The sequence below is a fragment of the Pseudomonas sp. MONT-RG-20F-20-E-7-02 genome (assembly GCF_022662395.1).
Lineage (GTDB): Bacteria > Pseudomonadota > Gammaproteobacteria > Pseudomonadales > Pseudomonadaceae > Aquipseudomonas.
The window spans coordinates 230,904-250,024 of the sequence record NZ_JAKNQN010000002.1; the positions used below are offsets into that span (position 1 = coordinate 230,904).

Below are 19,121 nucleotides of genomic sequence, written 5' to 3' on the forward strand. Positions count from 1 at the left end.
CCGTGTTCTTCGGGCAAACTCCCTGTTTTTCCGTACCTGGCCAAGGCATGCCCATGACTCCCGCGTCGACTGTCGATGAACAGAGCTTTCGTAAACTCCTGAGCCGTAACGTGGCCCTGCCGTTAGGCGTGGGTGTGCTCAGTGCAGCATTTTTCGTCGTGCTGATCACGTACCTGTTGTCGGTGATCCAGTGGGTGGAGCACACCGACCGGGTCATCAATAACCTCAACGAGTCGTCCAAGCTGACGGTGGACCTGGAAACCGGGCTGCGTGGCTTCCTGATCACCGGCGACGAGCATTTCCTCGACCCGTATGAAGTCGCAAAGCCCCGGATCATTGGCGATTTGCATAATTTGCAGGAGCTGGTGGCGGATAACCCGCAACAGGTGGACCGTCTTAAACGCCTGGAAGCGATGCAGGCCGAGTGGAACAAGTACGCGCAATCGATGATCGACCTGCAGCGCAGCAGCGGTGACTACCGTGCAGCGGTGAAGGCGGGCCGGGGCAAGAGCCTGACCGACGCGATTCGCCAGGAATATGTGAACGCGGTCGATATGGAGCAGCAGTTCCGGGTAGCCCGTAACGCGGAGGTCACTCGCACCACCGTGGTCAGCGTCACCCTGTATCTGGTCTTTGTGCTCGGGTTGAGCGGCTTCCTGGCGTACAGCGGAAGAAGGAATCTCGTTTCCTTATCAGATAGTTACAGCGCAACCCTCGCGTCACAACAGAAGATTGCGCGGCGTCTTGAGCAGCAAGCCTGGCTGCGTAATGGCCAGACCGAACTGGCCGAACAAGTGCTGGGGCAACTCACCTTGAACATGCTGGGTCGCAACATCCTGCAGTTCTTTGCCCAGTACATGGGCTCCGTGGTTGCGGCGCTGTATGTGCGAGAAGAACATGGCGGCCTGAAGCGCGTCGCCACTTATGGTTTCTCCCGCGAACAGGAGCAGCAGGAACAGTCGATCTACAGTGACGAAGGCATCGTCGGGCAGGCCGCCCAGCTTGATCGCCTGATTCGCCTGGACGATGTGCCAGTAGATTACTTCAAGGTCAGTTCGGGCCTGGGCGAGGGTTCGCCCCGCAGTGTGCTGGTAATGCCCACCAGCGACGACGACCGCGTCAACGGGGTGATCGAGCTGGGTTTCCTGCGCCCGCTGGAAGAGCGTGACGTCGAACTGCTGGAGCTGATTGCCGGTAATATCGGCACCTCCATCGAGGCCGCGCGTTACCGCCAGCGCCTGCAGGAAGTGCTGGCCGAGACCCAGCAGCTCAACGAAGAACTGCAAGTGCAGCAGGAAGAGCTCAAGACCGCCAACGAAGAACTCGAAGAGCAGTCGCGCATCCTCAAGGAATCCCAGGCCCATCTGGAAACCCAGCAGGCCGAACTTGAGCAGACCAACGAGCAGTTGGCCGAGCAGACGCAAACCCTGGCCGAGCAGCGCGACGCCATGGACCGCAAAAACGTCGAACTCAACCAGGCCCAACTCGCGCTGGAAGACCGCGCCGACGAATTGCAGCGTTCCAGCAAATACAAGTCCGAATTCCTCGCCAACATGTCCCACGAACTGCGCACGCCGCTGAACAGCTCGTTGATCCTGGCCAAGTTGCTGGCGGAAAACCCCCAGGAAAACCTCAGCGCCGAGCAAGTCAAGTTTGCCGAGTCGATTTACTCGGCCGGCAATGACTTGCTCAATTTGATCAACGACATCCTGGATATTTCCAAGGTGGAAGCCGGCAAGCTCGAAGTGCGGCCGGAGAACTCCAGTGTCGTGCGCCTGGTGGACGGCCTGCGCGGCATGTTCGAACCGCTGGCCGCCGACCGCAAGCTGGGCTTCCAGGTCGAGGTGCAGGAAGGTGCACCGACCTTGCTGTTTACCGACCGCCAGCGCCTGGAGCAGATCCTCAAGAACCTGCTGTCCAACGCCATCAAGTTCACTGAGCAGGGTGAGGTCAGCCTGTCGGTGTCCCGCGCGCCGGGCGAGGGCATCGCTTTCACCGTGCGTGACTCCGGCATCGGTATCGCCCCGGACCAGCAGGAAAGTATCTTTGAGGCCTTCCGCCAGGCCGACGGCACCACCAACCGCCGTTACGGCGGCACGGGCCTTGGCCTGTCGATTTCGCGCGACCTGGCGACGTTGCTCGGCGGCTCTATCAGCGTGACCAGCGAACCGGGTAAAGGCAGTGTGTTTACCTTGGTCCTGCCCGAGCAGTACGTAGAACGCGAGGAGGGCGCCGCTCCGGTTGAGCCGCCGCGCCAAGTAGTGGCCGCGCCAGCACCCAAACCCGTTGCGATCTCGCCGCTGCCGGTGGTGGATGTGCTGCAGATCCCGCGCTTCGCCGATGACCGCGACAAGGCGCCGTTCACCACCCGTTGCATCCTGGTAGTGGAAGACGAGCCGAACTTTGCGCGTATCCTCTTCGATCTGGCCCATGAACTGGGCTACAACTGCCTGGTCGCCCATGGCGCGGACGAAGGTTACAGCCTGGCGGAGGAATTCGTCCCGGACGCGATCCTGCTGGACATGCGCCTGCCGGACCATTCCGGGCTGACCGTACTGCAACGCCTGAAAGAACACGCCAGCACCCGCCACATTCCCGTGCACGTGATTTCCGTGGAAGACCGCGTCGAAGCCGCCATGCACATGGGCGCCATCGGGTATGCCGTGAAGCCGACCACCCGCGAAGAGCTCAAGGACGTGTTTGCACGCCTGGAAGCCAAGCTGACCCAGAAGGTCAAGCGCGTACTGCTGGTGGAAGACGATGACTTGCAGCGCGACAGCATTGCCCGCCTGATCGGCGACGATGACATTGAAATCACCGATGTCGGCTACGCCCAGGCTGCCCTGGACCTGCTGCGCACCAATATCTACGACTGCATGATCATCGACCTCAAGCTGCCGGACATGCTCGGCAATGAGCTGCTCAAGCGCATGGCCACCGAGGACATCTGCTCGTTCCCGCCGGTCATCGTCTACACCGGGCGCAACCTGACCCGTGATGAAGAGGCCGAACTGCGCAAGTATTCGCGTTCGATCATCATCAAGGGCGCGCGCTCACCTGAACGCTTGCTGGACGAAGTGACACTCTTTCTGCACAAAGTCGAATCCCAGCTGTCCCATGACCGCCAGAAGATGCTCAAGACTGCGCGCAGCCGCGACAAGGTCTTCGAGGGGCGCAAAATCCTGCTGGTGGACGACGATGTGCGTAACATCTTCGCCCTGACCAGCGCCCTGGAGCACAAAGGGGCGGTGGTGGTGATCGGCCGTAATGGCCGTGAAGCCATCGACAAACTCAATGAAGTCGACGATATCGATCTGGTGCTGATGGACGTGATGATGCCGGAGATGGACGGTTACGAGGCCACCGCCTTGATTCGCCAGGACCCGCGCTGGAAGAAGCTGCCGATTATTGCGGTGACGGCCAAGGCCATGAAGGACGACCAGGAACGCTGCCTTGCGGCGGGCTCCAACGATTACCTGGCCAAGCCGATTGACCTGGACCGCCTGTTCTCGCTGATTCGCGTATGGCTGCCGAAGATGGAACGCATTTAAGTGGAGCGAAGTTTCTTGGATAAAAGCAGCGACATTGAGCTGCGCCTGCTGATCGAGGCGATTTACCTCAAGTACAGCTATGACTTTCGCGACTATTCCGGTGCGTCGGTCAAACGCCGCGTGGCCCATGCGCTGCGCCAGTTTGACTGCGCGACCATTTCCGCGTTGCAGGAGCGGGTGTTGCACGACCCTGCTGCGTTCATGCAGTTACTGCAGTTTCTGACGATCCCGGTCAGCGAGATGTTTCGCGACCCCTCGCACTTCCTGGCGATCCGCCAGGAAGTGGTGCCGTTGCTCAAGACCTACCCGTCGATCAAGATCTGGATCGCCGGCTGCAGCACGGGCGAGGAGGTGTACTCCATGGCCATCCTGCTGCGTGAAGAGGGCTTGCTCGAGCGCACGATCATCTACGCGACGGACATCAACCCCGCGTCTCTGGACAAAGCCAAGCAGGGGATTTTTTCCCTGGAGAATGTGCGCGCCTACACGGCCAACTATCAGCAGGCCGGCGGCCAGCGTTCATTTGCCGACTACTACACGGCGGCCTACGATTACGCGATTTTCGACAAGAGCCTGCGCGAAAACGTGACCTTCGCCGACCACAGCCTGGCGACCGACAGCGTATTCTCAGAAACTCAATTAATTTCATGTCGTAATGTATTGATTTACTTCAATAAAAAATTGCAGGATCGAGCGTTCGGATTGTTTCATGAGTCGCTGTGTCATCGCGGCTTCCTGGTGCTGGGCAGTAAGGAAACCCTGGATTTCTCTGCCTACAGCAAGCAATTCGAGCCCTTGGTCAAGCAGGAACGGATCTACCGAAAATCATGAGCGAGGCGCAAGCGCAACCTATCCGCGCAATTGAGGCCATCGTCGTCGGCGCGTCCGCCGGCGGCGTGGAGGCGTTGCTGAAGATTTTTGGCGAGTTGCCGGAAGGGTACGGTTTGCCGATCATTGCCGTGCTGCACCTGCCGGATGAGCGTCGCAGCCAGTTGGCGGAAGTGTTTGCACGGCGTCTGCGGGTTCCGGTGAAGGAAGCGCAGGACAAGCAAGTGATCGAGGCGGGCACGGTGTACTTCGCCGGGCCCGGTTATCACCTGTCGGTCGAGCATGACCGCAGCCTGTCCCTGAGCCAGGAAGACCGCGTGCATCATTCCCGGCCCGCTATCGATTACCTGTTTGCGTCCGCCGCCGATACTTACGGCAAAGGGCTGCTCGCCATTCTTCTGACCGGCGCCAACCAGGATGGCGCCCGTGGCCTGGTCCACGTCCAACAATCGGGCGGTACCACCGTCGTACAAGACCCCACGGAAGCACGAATTGCCGTGATGCCGCTGGCGGCCCTGGCGCTGCATACACCCGACCATATTCTGACCTTGAGCCGCATTGCCTCATTGCTGGCTTCCCTGGAATCCTCCCCATGTTAAGTACTGTCCAGGCCAAACTGCTGATCGTCGACGATCTGCCGGAAAACCTGTTGGCCCTCGAAGCGCTGATCAAGCGCGAGGATCGCCAGGTCTTCAAGGCCTTGAGCGCCGACGAGGCCTTGTCGCTGTTGCTGGAGCACGAGTTCGCCATGGCGATTCTCGACGTGCAGATGCCCGGCATGAACGGCTTCGAGCTGGCCGAACTGATGCGCGGCACCGAAAAAACCAAAAACATCCCGATTGTGTTCGTCAGCGCCGCCGGCCGCGAACTCAACTACGCCTTCAAGGGCTATGAAAGCGGCGCCGTTGACTTCCTGCACAAGCCGCTGGATATCCACGCGGTGAAGAGCAAGGTCAATGTGTTCGTCGACCTGTACCGCCAGAGCAAGGCCATGAAGCTGCAAGTGGAAGCCCTGGAGCGCAGCCGTCGCGAGCAGGAGCTGCTGCTGACGCGCTTGCAGGCCACCCAGGCCGAGCTGGAGCAAGCGGTGCGCATGCGTGATGACTTCATGTCGATCGTCGCCCACGAAGTGCGTACGCCGCTGAACGGCCTGATCCTCGAAACCCAGCTGCGCAAGATGCACCTGGCACGGGATAACGCTGCGGCGTTCACCCTGGACAAAATGCACGCCATGGTCGACCGCGATGAGCGCCAGATCAAAAGCCTGATTCGCCTGATCGAAGACATGCTCGACGTGTCGCGCATCCGCACCGGCAAACTGTCGATTCGCCCGGCGCGTTTTGACCTCAGCCAGTTGGTGCACAACCTGGTGGAAAACTTTGCGCCACAAGTGGCCGCTGCCGAGTCATCGATGCACTTGGAGACCCAAGGCCCGGTGGAGGGCAATTGGGACGAGTTTCGCATCGAACAAGTGGTGTCCAACCTGCTGACCAACGCCTTGCGCTACGGGGCCAAGAGCCCGGTGGAAGTGCGGGTGTACACCGAGCATGGCGAAGCGCGCGTGGAAGTACGTGACCATGGCATCGGCATCAGCGAAGACAACCAGAAGCGTATTTTCCAACAGTTCGAACGCGTGTCCGCCAGCCATGTGGCGGCGGGCCTGGGCCTGGGATTGTTCATCTCCGAGCAGATCGTGGCAGCCCACGGCGGCTCAATCGAAGTGCAAAGCCAGATAGGCGAGGGCGCGCTGTTCCGGGTGTGCCTGCCGCTTGAGGCGTCGACATGAAATCAATCGTCACTTCGACGCAACCTCTGCGTGACCCCATGGTCGTAATTGCAGCTATTGACCGGACAAAGGCTTCCCATGAGTGAAGATGCACAAGATGTCGTTCTGATCGTCGAGGACGACGAATCCATTATGTTTGTGTTGGGTGAATACCTGGCAGGCTTGGGCTACCGGGTCTTGAAGGCTATCGATGGGGAGCAGGCTTTCGAGATCCTCGCGACCAAGCCGCACCTGGACCTGATGGTCACCGACTATCGCCTGCCGGGCGGAATTTCCGGGGTGCAGATCGCTGAGCCGGCGATCAAGCTGCGTCCGGAATTGAAAGTAATCTTTATCAGCGGTTACCCGCAGGAAATTCTCGACTGCAACAGCCCGATCACGCGCAACGCGCCGATCCTGGCCAAGCCGTTTGACCTGGATACGCTGCAAGAGCATATCCAGCGCTTGCTGGCCTGAAGCGCAAGGGGGCTGCGTCCCTGCAGCCCTATTTTTTAATCATCTCACGCACTTTTGCCGTCAACAGATCAAACGTGAACGGCTTGGTGATCAGTTGCATCCCCGGGTCGAGAAAACCACCGCGCACTGCCGCGTGTTCGGCGTAACCGGTAATAAACAACACCTTGAGGTCCGGCCGCAGCTGCCGGCCGATTTCCGCCATTTGCCGGCCATTCATGCCGGGCAGGCCCACGTCGCTGATCAGCAGGTCGATACGCTGTTCGGACTCGATAATGGGCAGCGCCGTATTGGCATCACCCGCCTCGACGGAGGCATATCCCAGCTCTTTGAGCACTGCACACACCAACACCCGCACTGCTGGGTCATCCTCGACAATCAACACGGTTTCACCGGCATTGGCGAATGGCAGCAAGGTCGGGTTAATGGGCACCTGCGTCTGCATTTCGCCCAGGAAGCGCGGCAGGAACAGGCTAACGGTGGTGCCGGTGCCGACTTCGCTGTGGATCGTCACATGGCCGTGGGACTGGCGGGCAAAACCATAAATCATCGACAAGCCAAGGCCGGTGCCCTGGCCGATGGGTTTGGTGGTGAAAAACGGATCAAACACACGGCCCATCAAGTGTTCCGGGATACCGCAACCGGTGTCACTGACGCTCAGCTCGACGTAATCGCCGGGCTTCAACGTGCCGTAGGCAGCGGTGAACACGCTGTCCAGGTGGCGATTGGTGGTCTCAACCACCAGTTTGCCGCCGCCAGGCATGGCGTCGCGCGCGTTGATCACCAGGTTGAGCAGGGCGCTTTCCAGCTGGTTGGGGTCGGCTTCAGCGGTCCACAGTTGCTCGGTCAGGCGCATGTCGAGGGCGATGCTTTCGTTGATGCTGCGTTGCAGCAACTCGCCCATGGACGTCACCAACTGGTTGATTTCCACCGGTTTAGAGTCCAGCGACTGGCGCCGCGAAAACGCCAGCAACCGGTGGGTCAGGCTTGCGGCGCGGTTCGCCGACGTCACGCCGAGGTCGATCAGGCTGTCGAGATCATCGAGTTTTCCGCGCGACACGCGTCTGCGCAATAGCTCAAGGCTGCCGATAATGCCGGTGAGCATGTTGTTGAAGTCATGGGCGATGCCGCCGGTCAATTGGCCCACGGCTTCCATTTTCTGTGACTGGCGCAGCGCCTCTTCGTTGTTGCGCAGTTGCGCCGTGCGCTCTTGGACTTGCTGCTCCAGGGTCTCCAGCGTGCGTTGCAGACGCAGCTCGCTTTCGCTCAAGTCGATCAAGCGGTCGCGGGCTTCATATTGCCGGCGTCGACCGCGCAGGGCGGCGCTGACCAGGCTGATCAGCGTCACCGGATGGAAAGGGCGCTCCAGGAACGTCACGTTGCCCAGCAGACCGCTCAAATGCGAAGAACCGTTATGGTCGCTGCCGCCATGGTGGGTCATCAGCACGATCGGCAGATCCGACCAGGCCGGCTGTTGATGCTGGTACTCCAGCAGCGGCTCGATATCCACGCCGCGCAGGGCTTCGGCGGCAATCACCAGCAAGCCGGCCCCTTGCTCCAGGGCTTCGCATAAATTCGCCAGGCTGGTGGCAACAATACCGCTGTAACCGGCTTCGTTAAGCATCATCAGCGCCAAAGAGCCGTCACGGCCCATCGGTGCCAGGATGATTGCACGCTCGGATTCGGGAGAAATGCGCGCCACTAGCCCTCATCCTTGAGCAGGGGCGAGCCGGCGCCCATGTAGGTCGGAATGCCGCGCAATACACCCTGGAAGTTATCGAGGGGTTCGCCGACGGTCATGCCACGGTTGCCGATGCGGTATTCGCGAATCGTCGACTCGTGAGCACCGGTGCGTTTCTTGATGATCGAAATGGCCCGGCGTACCTTGCCCAAGGCTTCGAAATAACGCAGCAGAATCACGGTGTCAGCCAGGTAAGTGATGTCGACTGGCGCCTGCATGTCACCGACCAGCCCGTGTTGGGCGACGGTCATGAACGTCGCGGCGCCGCGACGGTTCAGGTACAGCAGCAATTCATGCATGTGCAGGATCAGCGCGTTTTCTTCCGGCATCGCGGCCTGGTAGCCGTTGATGCTGTCGATCACCACGGTTTTGATCCCGCGCTCGTCGACGCAACGGCGTACCCGGTGCGAAAACTCGCCGGGGGACAGCTCGGCGGCGTCGACCTGTTCGATCAGCAGGTTGCCGGTGGCTTGCAGCGCGGCGAGGTCGATGCCCATGTTGCCCATGCGCTCGAACAGCAAACCGAGTTCTTCATCGAAGATAAACAACGCGGCTTTTTCGCCACGGGCGACCGCAGCGGCGGCAAAGATCATCGAGATCAGCGATTTGCCCGTACCGGCCGGGCCGAGGATCAAGCTGCTGGAACCGGTCTCAACGCCGCCACCCATCAGGGCGTCCAGCTCGGCGATGCCGCTGCTCAGGGTCTGGCGCACGTAACCGCCGCGATGCTCGGCGGCGACCAGGCGCGGGAACACATGGATACCGTCGCCCATGATGGTGAAGTCGTGGAAACCACCGCGGTATTTCTGCCCACGGTATTTCACCACCCGCACGCGGCGGCGTTCGGCGCCGTAGTTGGGGGTCAGCTCTTCCAGGCGAATCACGCCGTGGGCCACGCTGTGCACGGTTTTATCCAGGGATTCGGTGGTCAGGTCGTCGAGCAGCAGCACCGTGGCGTCGTAGCGCACGAAGTAGTGCTTGATCGCCAGGATCTGGCGGCGATAACGCAGCGAGCTTTGCGCCAGCAGGCGGATTTCCGAAAGGCTGTCGATGACCACGCGGGTCGGCTTGACCCGTTCAACCACTTCAAAGATCTGGCGGGTGGCTTCGCCCAGTTCCAGGTCGGAGGAGTAGAGCAGGCTCTGCTGGTGGTCGGCGTTGAGCAAGCTCTCTGGCGGGGTGAGCTCAAAGATATGGATATTGTCATCCAGGTCCCAGCCGTGGGATTTGGCACCCTGGCGCAGTTCGCGCTCGGTCTCGGACAGGGTGATGTACAGGGATCGCTCACCGTTTTTCGCGCCAGCCTGCAAAAAGTGCAGCGCTACGGTGGTTTTACCGGTGCCAGGTTCGCCTTCCAGCAAGAACAGGTGGCTGCGTGATAGCCCGCCGGAAAGAATGTCATCAAGACCTTCGATGCCGGTGGCTGCCTTTTCACTGAACAGCTCTTTGGATGTAGACAAGAAGTGCCCTCGGGTCACGTACAAGTAGAGGAGCGCGCCGCCCGGGGCGCGCCATATTTACTTGACCGTAGTGGCCCGTGGCGGTTCAACATTTGCTGACATATGTACAAGGCCGCATGGGTTTTACAGGTTTTCTAGCGCGATTACAGGCCTTGCTGCAGGGCCGGGTCATCGGGGTTCTGCTGCTCAAGCTGGGCCAGCAAGACTTGCACGTTCTGCAATTGGCCGGTTTCTTTCCAGTAGTTCACGAGCAACACGCGGGCTTTGCGGTTGGCGGGATGGCGCTGAATGATGTCTTCCAACTGGCGCTGGGCCGCTTCCAATTCTTCCTGGGCGTGCAGGGTAGTGGCCAGGTCGTAACGGTAGTCTTGATTGTCCGGCTCCAGCTCCACCGCCTTGGACAGGCCGAGCAAGGCGTAAGGGCGTTCGCCATGGTGCAGCAGCCACATGCCCAGCGCGTGCTGCAAGTAGGCGGATTCCGGGTGCGCCGCCAGTTGCCGCGCCAGCAGTTGGCGGGATTCATCGGTCTTGCCCTGCTTATCCAGCAGCTCGATCTGCGCGACGACCGCTTGCAGGTTGTCCGGCTGCAAACGCATGGCCTGTTCCAACGCATTTTGCGCGTCCGGCAACAGGGCGCTGTGGATATACAGGCGCGCCAGTTGAATCCAGCTTTCAGCGGTTTCGGGCTGCCCCTTGAGCTGTTTCACGAATTCATCGAGTACTTGCTGCAACGGCCCGAAGTACAAGCCGAGGGTGTCCGGCGACAGGCCGAGCAAGGCGTTGGCGGCGGCAAAGCGCACTTCTTGTTCGGGATCATCCAGCACCGGCCCCAGCAACAGCACGCGTTGGCCGTTGGGCACCAGGCCGACAATGCTGTGAATCGCCGCCTCGCGCACCAGTGGCGAATCATTGGCCAAGTCTTTATCGGCGAGTTTCAGCGCCTGGGGGCTTGGGTAATTGGGCAATTCGGCGTGCAAAGCAGCGCGCCGTTCAGGCGAGAGGTCCGGGCGCCCGAGCTGTTGATACAGCACACGGGCCGCACCCGGTTCACCGTTATGCGCCTGCTTCAAGGCTTTGGCGTAACCATGGGCAATCGCCGGCGGCACATTCACCGGGGTAGAGCGTGAGAAAAACCAGGTGAGCAACACAATTAACAACAGGGCGCACAGGCCGATGATGGAGTAACGGCGTGACTTTGACATGCAGGCGTCCAAAAGCTGGGGCAGCTATTGCAAAGCCATCAGCTTCGGTCAGACCACGGCGAGTGTCAAACCCGCATCAGGTCAACACGAATTCAATCGGCTCCAACGCAGGCGGCAAGTCGACTTCGCCGAGCGCCGCAAGAATCTCGCGCTCCAGGGTGCGCACGAGGGCATTGCACGGCAGGTCGTTTTCATCGAAACCAAACGGGTCTTCGAGGTCGTCGCCGATTTCATCCAGGCCAAAGAAGGTGTAGCTGACAATGGCGGTGAACACCGGCGTCAGCCAGCCCAAGGGCTCGGCCATGGCGAACGGCAATAGAATGCAGAACAGGTAGATGGTGCGGTGCAGCAGCAGCGTGTAAGGGAAGGGCAGTGGCGTGTGCTTGATCCGCTCACACGAAGCCTGCACCTGGCTCAGGCTGACCAGTCGGGTTTCCAACTGGGTGTAGCGCCATTCACTGATCACGCCCTGTTCGGCCAACTGGGAAAAGCGCGCGCCCAACTGCTGCAATACCTGGTCGGGGAGGTTGGGGTGCGCTTGATCGACTCCGATCCAGGGTGTTATCGCACCCGCCTCATCCTCATGGCGCAGTCGCGCAATCAAACCGTGGGCAAAGCCGCAAAGGCCACGCAGCAACCCCGCACGCTCAACCGGGTCACCCAGCACCTGGGTTTCGCGAATCAGCGAGCGCACCTCAATGATCATTTGCCCCAGTTGCTTGCGGCCTTCCCACCAGCGGTCGTAGCAGGCGTTGTTGCGAAAGCTCATGAAGATCGACAGCGACAACCCCAGCAAGGTGAAGGGCGTAGCGTTGACCTTGGAGAAATAGGCCGGGTGCAGGGTTTCGACCAGCACGATCACCGAGGCCAGCAAGGTCACCAGCAGGCTGCGCAAGGCAATGCGCTTGGCAATCGAACCCTTGAGGGAAAACAGGATACCCAGGAGGTTGGGTTTGGGACGGACGATCATCGCGGGGAAACTTCTTCGCTGGCGCAGGCCATCAGGTTAGAAGGCCCGGCCCAAGGCGTCCAATCACTTGAGCTGACCAACTGATCAGCGCGATCAATGATTGGCCAAACCAGTCAGCCAAGTTGAAGGCTTTGACCATTGCCGCTGCAGCGCTCTAGAGCGACTATTTCCACGATTTACATGCTGAAAAACGTCCTGAAAATAAAAACCACAAGGATTTGAAGCGATGCGTGAGTATTTGGCTGCCACCACCGAGTTTGATTACCAGCACACCGTCGATGCCGCACTGGCCGGTAACCTGCAGGCGCTGAACGCCTGCGTGGAATGCTGCGACCGGCACGCGTTGCCGGGGCGCATCGCGTTGTTTTGGGAGGGCAAGGACGGGCAAAGCGCGACGTCGACCTTTACTCAATTGCAGGACCAGGCGGCCCGCTTCGCTAATTTCCTCTTGGCCCGGGGCGTCAAGCGCGGCGACAAGGTCGCGGGCCTGCTGCCACGCACGGCGGAACTGCTGGTGGTGGTGTTCGCCACCTGGCGCATTGGTGCGGTTTACCAGCCGCTGTTCACTGCGTTCGGCCCAAAAGCCATCGAGCACCGGCTGAGCAGTTCCGGCGCGGCGCTGGTGGTCACCGATGCGGTGAACCGGCCCAAGCTGGCCGAAGTCGAGGGCTGCCCGACCATCGTCACGGTCGCCGGCGCCAAGGGCGAAGGCATCGTGCGCGGCGATTACAGCTTCTGGGCCGAGTTGCCCAACTATTCAAATGCCTGCGAGCCGGTGTTGCTGGGCGCAGACGACCCCTTCCTGTTGATGTTCACCTCGGGCACCACCGGCCCGTCGAAAGCGCTGTCGGTGCCGCTCAAGGCGATTGTCGCGTTCCAGAGCTACACCCGCGACGCTGTGGACCTGCGCCCCGAAGACGCGTTCTGGAACGTGGCCGATCCAGGCTGGGCCTACGGCATTTATTTCGGCGTCACCGGCCCGTTGTCCATGGGCCACCCGATCACCTTTTACGATGGGCCGTTCACCCTGGAAAGCACCTGCCGGGTGATCAACAAATATGCAATTACCAACCTCACCGGTTCGCCGACCGCTTACCGCCTGCTGATTGCCGGTGGCGAGCAGTTCGCGCGGTCGATCAAGGGCAAGCTGCGCATTGTCAGCAGCGCCGGCGAGCCATTGAACCCCGAGGTTATCCGCTGGTTTGCCGATAACCTCGGCGTGACCATCCACGACCACTACGGCCAGACCGAATTGGGCATGGTGCTGTGCAACCATCACGGCCTTGAGCATCCGGTGCATGTGGGCTCGGCCGGCTTTGCCTCGCCGGGGCACCGCATTGTGGTGCTGGATGACGATTATCAGGAGCTGCCTGCCGGCCAGCCGGGCATCCTCGCCATCGACCGTGAACAGTCGCCGATGTGCTGGTTCGCCGGCTACGACGGCGTGAAGACCAAGGCGTTTGTCGGCAAGTACTACCTCAGCGGTGACACCGTGGAGTTGAACCCGGACGGCAGCATCAGTTTTGTCGGGCGCAGTGACGATGTGATCACCACCTCCGGCTACCGCGTCGGCCCGTTCGACGTGGAGAGCGCGCTGGTCGAACACCCGGCCGTGATCGAGGCCGCCGTGGTCGGCAAGCCCGACCCGGAGCGCACCGAACTGGTCAAGGCCTTCGTGGTGATCAACGCGCAATACCGCGCCACCCCGGAACTCGCCGAAGAACTGCGCCTGCACGTGCGCAAGCGTCTCGCCGCGCATGCTTACCCGCGAGAAATCGAATTTGTCAGCGACTTGCCCAAGACCCCAAGCGGCAAGTTGCAGCGTTTTATTTTGCGTAATCAGGAAATCGCCAAAGCTCAAGCGACAACGGCGTGATCCCCTTCAAAGGAAATCATGATGCAGATTGAAAACAAGGTATTCCTGGTCAGCGGCGGCGCGTCGGGCCTCGGCGCGGCCACCGCTGAAATGCTGGTAGCCGCCGGTGCCAAAGTGATGCTGGTGGACCTGAATGCCGAGGCTGTCGAGGCCAAGGCCAGGCAGCTCGGCGCTAACGCCCGCAGCGCCGTCGCGGATATCAGCCAGGAAGCCGCTGCCGAAGCGGCAGTGCACGCTGCCGTTGATGCCTTTGGCGCACTGCATGGGCTGGTGAACTGCGCCGGCGTGGTGCGCGGCGAGAAGATACTCGGCAAAAACGGCCCGCACGCCCTGGCCAGCTTTGCCCAGGTGATCAACGTCAACCTGATCGGCAGCTTCAACCTGCTGCGCCTGGCCGCTGCGGCCATCGCTGAAACCGAAGCGAATGCCGATGGCGAGCGCGGCGTGATCATCAACACCGCCTCGGTGGCCGCCTTTGACGGGCAGATCGGCCAGGCGGCGTATGCGGCGTCCAAGGGCGCCATCGCCAGCCTGACGCTGCCGGCCGCCCGTGAACTGGCGCGCTTCGGCATTCGGGTCATGACCATCGCCCCGGGCATTTTCGAAACGCCAATGATGGCCGGCATGACCGCCGAAGTGCGCGACTCCCTGGCCGCCGGCGTGCCATTCCCGCCGCGCCTGGGCAAGCCCGCCGAGTACGCCGCGCTGGTACGCCACATCATTGAAAACAGCATGCTCAACGGCGAGGTCATCCGTCTCGACGGTGCCTTGCGCATGGCCGCCAAGTAAGGAGGATTTTTTATGAACGACCCCATCGTTATTGTCAGTGCCGTACGTACGCCCATGGGCGGTTTCCAGGGCGACCTCAAAGGGCTGACCGCGCCGCAACTGGGCGCTGCCGCGATCCGCGCCGCCGTCGAACGCGCCGGTATTGCCAGCGATGCCGTGGATGAAGTGCTGTTCGGCTGCGTGTTGCCCGCAGGCTTGGGCCAGGCGCCGGCGCGTCAGGCGGCCTTGGGCGCCGGGTTGGACAAGGGCACCCGCTGCACCACGCTCAACAAGATGTGCGGCTCGGGCATGGAAGCCACGATTCTTGCCCACGACTCGCTGCTGGCCGGCAGTGTCGACGTGGTGATCGCCGGTGGAATGGAAAGCATGTCCAACGCGCCGTATTTGCTTGACCGCGCGCGCAGCGGCTACCGCATGGGCCACGGCAAGGTGCTTGACCACATGTTCCTCGACGGCCTCGAAGACGCCTACGACAAGGGCCGCCTGATGGGCACCTTTGCCGAAGACTGCGCCGAGCACAACGGCTTCAGCCGTGAGGCCCAGGACGCCTTCGCCATCGCCTCGCTGACCCGTGCCCAAGAGGCAATCACCCACGGCAGCTTCGCCGCCGAGATCGTGCCGGTGCAGGTCACCGTGGGCAAAGAGCAAAAAACCATCCTGCATGACGAGCAACCCCCCAAGGCCAAGCTCGACAAGATCGCCAGCCTGAAACCGGCGTTCCGCGAAGGCGGCACGGTGACGGCGGCCAACTCCAGTTCGATTTCCGACGGCGCGGCGGCATTGCTGCTGATGCGCCAGTCCGAAGCGGATAAGCGCGGCCTCAAACCGCTGGCGGTGATCCATGGCCACGCGGCGTTTGCCGATGAGCCGGAGTTGTTCCCGGTGGCGCCGGTCGGCGCGATTCGCAAGCTGATGAACAAGACCGGCTGGCACCTCGGCGACGTCGACCTGTTCGAGATCAACGAAGCCTTTGCGGTGGTCAGCCTCGTCACCATGAGCAAGCTGGAAATCCCTCACAGCAAGGTCAATGTCCACGGTGGCGCCTGCGCCCTCGGCCATCCGATTGGCGCATCGGGCGCGCGAATTCTGGTGACCTTGCTCTCGGCCCTGCGACAGAAAGGCCTCAAGCGCGGCGTTGCTGCAATCTGTATCGGCGGTGGTGAAGCCACGGCCATGGCCGTTGAATGCGTGTATTAAGGACCGTTTATGCTGCCCAATGACGAACAACTGCAAATCAGCGACGCGGCCCGGCAATTCGCCCAGGAGCGCTTGAAGCCCTTCGCCGCCGAATGGGACCGCGAGCATCGCTTTCCCAAGGAAGCCATCGGCGAAATGGCCGAGCTGGGCTTTTTCGGCATGCTCGTGCCGGAACAGTGGGGCGGTTGCGACACCGGCTACCTCGCCTACGCGATGGCCCTGGAGGAGATCGCCGCCGGTGACGGCGCCTGCTCGACCATCATGAGCGTGCACAACTCGGTGGGCTGCGTGCCGATTCTTAAATTCGGCAACGATCAGCAGAAAGAACAGTTCCTCAAGCCCCTGGCCAGCGGCGCCATGCTCGGCGCCTTTGCACTGACCGAACCGCAAGCCGGTTCCGACGCCAGCAGCCTGAAAACCCGCGCACGCCTGGACGGCGATCACTATGTATTGAACGGCTGCAAACAGTTCATCACCTCCGGGCAGAACGCCGGAATTGTGATTGTGTTCGCGGTCACCGATCCGGCCGCCGGCAAACGTGGGATCAGCGCGTTTATCGTGCCCACCGACTCACCGGGCTATACCGTCGCGCGAGTCGAAGACAAACTTGGCCAGCATGCGTCCGACACCTGCCAGATTTTGTTTGAAGACGTGAAGGTGCCGGTGGCGAACAGGCTTGGGGAGGAGGGTGAAGGCTACAAGATCGCCCTGGCCAACCTCGAAGGTGGGCGCGTGGGCATCGCCTCGCAGTCGGTGGGCATGGCCCGCGCCGCGTTTGAAGCCGCCCGCGACTATGCGCGTGAGCGCGAAAGTTTTGGCAAAGCCTTGATCGAACACCAGGCCGTGGCGTTCCGCCTGGCCGACATGGCCACGCAAATCGCGGTCGCCCGGCAGATGGTGCACTACGCCGCCGCCCTGCGCGACAGCGGCAAGCCGGCCCTGGTCGAAGCCTCGATGGCCAAGCTGTTCGCCTCGGAAATGGCCGAAAAAGTCTGCTCGGCTGCCTTGCAAACCTTGGGCGGTTACGGTTACCTGAGCGACTTCCCCTTGGAGCGGATCTACCGCGATGTGCGGGTCTGCCAGATTTACGAAGGCACCAGCGATATCCAGCGCATGGTCATCTCACGCAATCTTTAAGGAGCCGATACATGAGTTACGAAACCATTTTGCTTGAAGTGCAGGGCCGCGTCGGGCTGATTACCCTTAATCGCCCGCAAGCCCTGAACGCCTTGAATGCGCAACTGGTCAGCGAGTTGAACCAGGCGCTGGACGGCCTGGAAGCGAACCCGGAAATCGGCTGTATCGTGCTGACCGGCTCGAAAAAAGCCTTCGCCGCCGGTGCCGACATCAAGGAAATGGCCGAGCTGACCTACCCGCAGATCTACCTCGACGACCTGTTCAGCGACAGCGACCGCGTGGCCAACCGCCGCAAGCCGATCATTGCCGCCGTCAACGGCTTCGCCCTGGGTGGCGGCTGCGAACTGGCGTTGATGTGCGACTTCATCCTGGCGGGCGATGGCGCCAAGTTCGGCCAGCCGGAAATCAACCTCGGCGTGCTGCCGGGCATGGGCGGCACCCAACGCCTTACGCGTGCAGTGGGCAAGGCCAAAGCCATGGAAATGTGCCTGACCGGGCGCTTTATCGATGCGGTGGAAGCTGAACGCTGCGGGATCGTGGCGCGCATCGTGCCGGCAGATGAGCTGCTGGAAGAAGCGTTGAAAGTCGCGACGCTGATCGCCGGCAAATCGGTGCCGATCAGCATGATGGTCAAGGAAAGCGTGAACCGCGCGTTTGAAGTGAGCCTGTCCGAAGGCGTGCGCTTTGAACGCCGGGTGTTCCATGCCGCGTTTGCGACACAGGATCAGAAAGAAGGCATGGCCGCATTCGTGGCCAAGCGTGCGCCTGAGTTCAAGGACAAGTAACCCAGTCTTAAAACCACTGAAGTTCAAAATGTGGGAGCGGCGGTGCGACGATTCGACTTGCTCGCGAAGGCGCAGTGTCAGTCAATACATTCGGCGACTGACACACCGCATTCGCAGGCAAGCCCCGGTCTGTCAGATTAACCGAGGTGTCCGCATCGGCGAGCCAGCTCCTACAGGGAACCCGTATGGGTTTTAGAGTTGATAGTTCTTCAATTCCCGCGCAATCACCATCCGCTGAATCTCGCTGGTGCCCTCGTAAATCTGCGTGATCCGCGCATCCCGGTAGTAACGCTCCACCGGGTAATCCTCCAGATACCCATACCCACCATGAATCTGCATCGCTGAAGAGCAGACCTTTTCGGCCATTTCCGAGGCGAACAGCTTGGCCTGGGACGCTTCCGACAGGCAGGGCTTGCCGGCGCTGCGCAGGCGCGCCGCATGCAGGATCAGCAACCGCGCCGCATTCAAGCGGGTTTGCATGTCGGCCAGCAGGTTGGCAACGCTTTGGTGCTCGATAATCGCCTGTTTGAACTGCACTCGGTCGCGGGCATACACCAGCGCCGCCTCAAACGCCGCACGGGCGATGCCCAGGGCCTGGGCGGCAATGCCGATGCGCCCGCCTTCAAGGTTGGACAGCGCAATGGCCAGGCCTTTGCCGCGTTCACCCAGCAGGTTGGCTTCGGGCACCGAGCACCCGTTGAGGGTGACCGCGCAGGTGTCCGAGGCGCGTATGCCCATCTTGTGTTCCGTGCGATCGACCACAAACCCCGGCGTGGCGGTGGGCACCAGAAAGGCGGAAATACCTTTCTTGCCCAAGTCCGGGTCGGTCACCGCAAACACAATCGCCAGCTTGGCGCGCTTGCCGTTGCTCACGAACTGCTTGGCACCGTTAATCACCCACTGGCCATCGCGCAGCTCGGCACGCGTACGCAGGTTGTGCGCCTCGGAACCGGCCTGGGGTTCGGTCAGGCAGAAACAGCCGATGGCCTGGCCACTGGCGAGGTCAGGCAGCCAGGTTTGCTTCTGTTCGTGTGTGCCGTAGTTGAGGATTGGCCCGCAACCGACTGAATTATGGATACTCATCAGTGCGCCGGTGGCGCCATCGCCGGCGGAAATCTCTTCGACCGCCAGGGCATAGGCGACGTAATCGACATAGGTGCCGCCCCATTCCTCGGGCACTACCATGCCCAGCAGGCCCAGTTCACCCATCTTGGCGACCAGGGCATCATCGATCCAGCCGGCTTTTTCCCAGGCTTGGGCGTGAGGGGCGATTTCGCCACGGGCGAAGTCACGCGCCATGTCGCGAATCATTACTTGTTCTTCAGTGTATTCAATATCTTGCATGG

General features: G+C 61.2%; 15 protein-coding genes. 10 read left to right on the forward strand and 5 right to left on the reverse strand.

Features of this window, described 5'->3' with window-relative positions:
- Positions 1-53: 53 nt before the first annotated feature.
- The 5 genes from L8I05_RS06405 (at position 54) to L8I05_RS06425 (ending at position 6,621) form a co-directional block, all read left to right on the forward strand.
- Entirely contained in the window at positions 54-3,551 is a 3,498-nt protein-coding gene (locus tag L8I05_RS06405; protein ID WP_242167623.1) for a response regulator, read from the forward strand.
- A gap of 15 nt (positions 3,552-3,566) precedes the next feature.
- Entirely contained in the window at positions 3,567-4,382 is an 816-nt protein-coding gene (locus tag L8I05_RS06410) for a protein-glutamate O-methyltransferase CheR (protein WP_159956620.1), read from the forward strand.
- Complete coding sequence (locus L8I05_RS06415; protein ID WP_242167624.1) at positions 4,379-4,978, forward strand: chemotaxis protein CheB; 600 nt, start codon at positions 4,379-4,381, stop codon at positions 4,976-4,978. The genes L8I05_RS06410 and L8I05_RS06415 overlap by 4 nt, the downstream gene beginning before the upstream one ends.
- Positions 4,972-6,165, forward strand: a complete 1,194-nt coding sequence (locus L8I05_RS06420; protein ID WP_242167625.1) for a hybrid sensor histidine kinase/response regulator — start codon at positions 4,972-4,974, stop codon at positions 6,163-6,165. The genes L8I05_RS06415 and L8I05_RS06420 overlap by 7 nt, the downstream gene beginning before the upstream one ends.
- A 78-nt stretch (positions 6,166-6,243) precedes the next feature.
- Positions 6,244-6,621: a response regulator gene (locus L8I05_RS06425; protein ID WP_003217591.1), complete on the forward strand. Its 378-nt coding sequence runs from the start codon at positions 6,244-6,246 to the stop codon at positions 6,619-6,621.
- 28 nt (positions 6,622-6,649) lie between these two features.
- Here L8I05_RS06425 and L8I05_RS06430 read toward each other — a convergent pair whose 3' ends face one another.
- The 4 genes from L8I05_RS06430 to L8I05_RS06445 form a co-directional block, all read right to left on the reverse strand.
- Positions 6,650-8,320 carry an ATP-binding protein gene (locus tag L8I05_RS06430; protein WP_242167627.1) on the reverse strand — a complete coding sequence of 557 codons (1,671 nt, stop codon included), beginning with the start codon at positions 8,318-8,320 and terminating at the stop codon, positions 6,650-6,652.
- Positions 8,320-9,819 carry an ATPase domain-containing protein gene (locus L8I05_RS06435; protein WP_242167629.1) on the reverse strand — a complete coding sequence of 500 codons (1,500 nt, stop codon included), beginning with the start codon at positions 9,817-9,819 and terminating at the stop codon, positions 8,320-8,322. Before L8I05_RS06435 ends, L8I05_RS06430 begins: the two co-directional genes overlap by 1 nt.
- A 143-nt stretch (positions 9,820-9,962) precedes the next feature.
- The gene (locus L8I05_RS06440; RefSeq protein ID WP_159956615.1) at positions 9,963-11,021 is read right to left on the reverse strand and encodes a HEAT repeat domain-containing protein; all 1,059 of its coding nucleotides are present in this window, start codon (positions 11,019-11,021) and stop codon (positions 9,963-9,965) included.
- A 76-nt stretch (positions 11,022-11,097) separates the two neighbouring features.
- A complete protein-coding gene (locus L8I05_RS06445; protein ID WP_242167632.1) occupies positions 11,098-11,991 on the reverse strand; it encodes a bestrophin family protein in 894 nt (297 codons plus the stop codon).
- 226 nt (positions 11,992-12,217) lie between these two features.
- Between L8I05_RS06445 and L8I05_RS06450 the strand changes: the two genes are divergently transcribed.
- Genes L8I05_RS06450 through L8I05_RS06470 form a run of 5 tightly spaced genes read left to right on the forward strand, consistent with a single transcriptional unit; the run spans position 12,218 to position 17,775 of the window.
- Positions 12,218-13,867, forward strand: a complete 1,650-nt coding sequence (locus L8I05_RS06450; RefSeq protein WP_242167634.1) for an AMP-binding protein — start codon at positions 12,218-12,220, stop codon at positions 13,865-13,867.
- 21 nt (positions 13,868-13,888) lie between these two features.
- On the forward strand, positions 13,889-14,656 hold the full coding sequence (locus L8I05_RS06455; protein WP_242167636.1) for an SDR family NAD(P)-dependent oxidoreductase: 768 nt from the start codon (positions 13,889-13,891) through the stop codon (positions 14,654-14,656).
- A gap of 12 nt (positions 14,657-14,668) precedes the next feature.
- Positions 14,669-15,853, forward strand: a complete 1,185-nt coding sequence (locus tag L8I05_RS06460) for an acetyl-CoA C-acyltransferase (RefSeq protein WP_242167638.1) — start codon at positions 14,669-14,671, stop codon at positions 15,851-15,853.
- Positions 15,854-15,862: 9 nt separating this feature from the next.
- Entirely contained in the window at positions 15,863-16,990 is a 1,128-nt protein-coding gene (locus tag L8I05_RS06465) for an acyl-CoA dehydrogenase (RefSeq protein WP_159956606.1), read from the forward strand.
- Between the two features lie 11 nt (positions 16,991-17,001).
- Complete coding sequence (locus tag L8I05_RS06470; protein ID WP_017738134.1) at positions 17,002-17,775, forward strand: enoyl-CoA hydratase; 774 nt, start codon at positions 17,002-17,004, stop codon at positions 17,773-17,775.
- Between the two features lie 192 nt (positions 17,776-17,967).
- Here L8I05_RS06470 and L8I05_RS06475 read toward each other — a convergent pair whose 3' ends face one another.
- Positions 17,968-19,119 carry an acyl-CoA dehydrogenase family protein gene (locus L8I05_RS06475; protein WP_159956604.1) on the reverse strand — a complete coding sequence of 384 codons (1,152 nt, stop codon included), beginning with the start codon at positions 19,117-19,119 and terminating at the stop codon, positions 17,968-17,970.
- Positions 19,120-19,121 lie beyond the last annotated feature (2 nt).

What these genes read in the sequence shown, in the direction of transcription:
- L8I05_RS06405 (WP_242167623.1), top strand. Translation starts at nt 54, where the DNA reads ATGACTCCCGCGTCGACTGTCGATGAACAGAGCTTTCGTAAACTCCTG.
- L8I05_RS06415 (WP_242167624.1), top strand. Translation starts at nt 4,379, where the DNA reads ATGAGCGAGGCGCAAGCGCAACCTATCCGCGCAATTGAGGCCATCGTC.
- L8I05_RS06420 (WP_242167625.1), top strand. Translation starts at nt 4,972, where the DNA reads ATGTTAAGTACTGTCCAGGCCAAACTGCTGATCGTCGACGATCTGCCG.
- L8I05_RS06425 (WP_003217591.1), top strand. Translation starts at nt 6,244, where the DNA reads ATGAGTGAAGATGCACAAGATGTCGTTCTGATCGTCGAGGACGACGAA.
- L8I05_RS06440 (WP_159956615.1), bottom strand. Translation starts at nt 11,021, where the DNA reads ATGTCAAAGTCACGCCGTTACTCCATCATCGGCCTGTGCGCCCTGTTG.
- L8I05_RS06445 (WP_242167632.1), bottom strand. Translation starts at nt 11,991, where the DNA reads ATGATCGTCCGTCCCAAACCCAACCTCCTGGGTATCCTGTTTTCCCTC.
- L8I05_RS06450 (WP_242167634.1), top strand. Translation starts at nt 12,218, where the DNA reads ATGCGTGAGTATTTGGCTGCCACCACCGAGTTTGATTACCAGCACACC.
- L8I05_RS06455 (WP_242167636.1), top strand. Translation starts at nt 13,889, where the DNA reads ATGCAGATTGAAAACAAGGTATTCCTGGTCAGCGGCGGCGCGTCGGGC.
- L8I05_RS06460 (WP_242167638.1), top strand. Translation starts at nt 14,669, where the DNA reads ATGAACGACCCCATCGTTATTGTCAGTGCCGTACGTACGCCCATGGGC.
- L8I05_RS06465 (WP_159956606.1), top strand. Translation starts at nt 15,863, where the DNA reads ATGCTGCCCAATGACGAACAACTGCAAATCAGCGACGCGGCCCGGCAA.
- L8I05_RS06470 (WP_017738134.1), top strand. Translation starts at nt 17,002, where the DNA reads ATGAGTTACGAAACCATTTTGCTTGAAGTGCAGGGCCGCGTCGGGCTG.
- L8I05_RS06475 (WP_159956604.1), bottom strand. Translation starts at nt 19,119, where the DNA reads ATGCAAGATATTGAATACACTGAAGAACAAGTAATGATTCGCGACATG.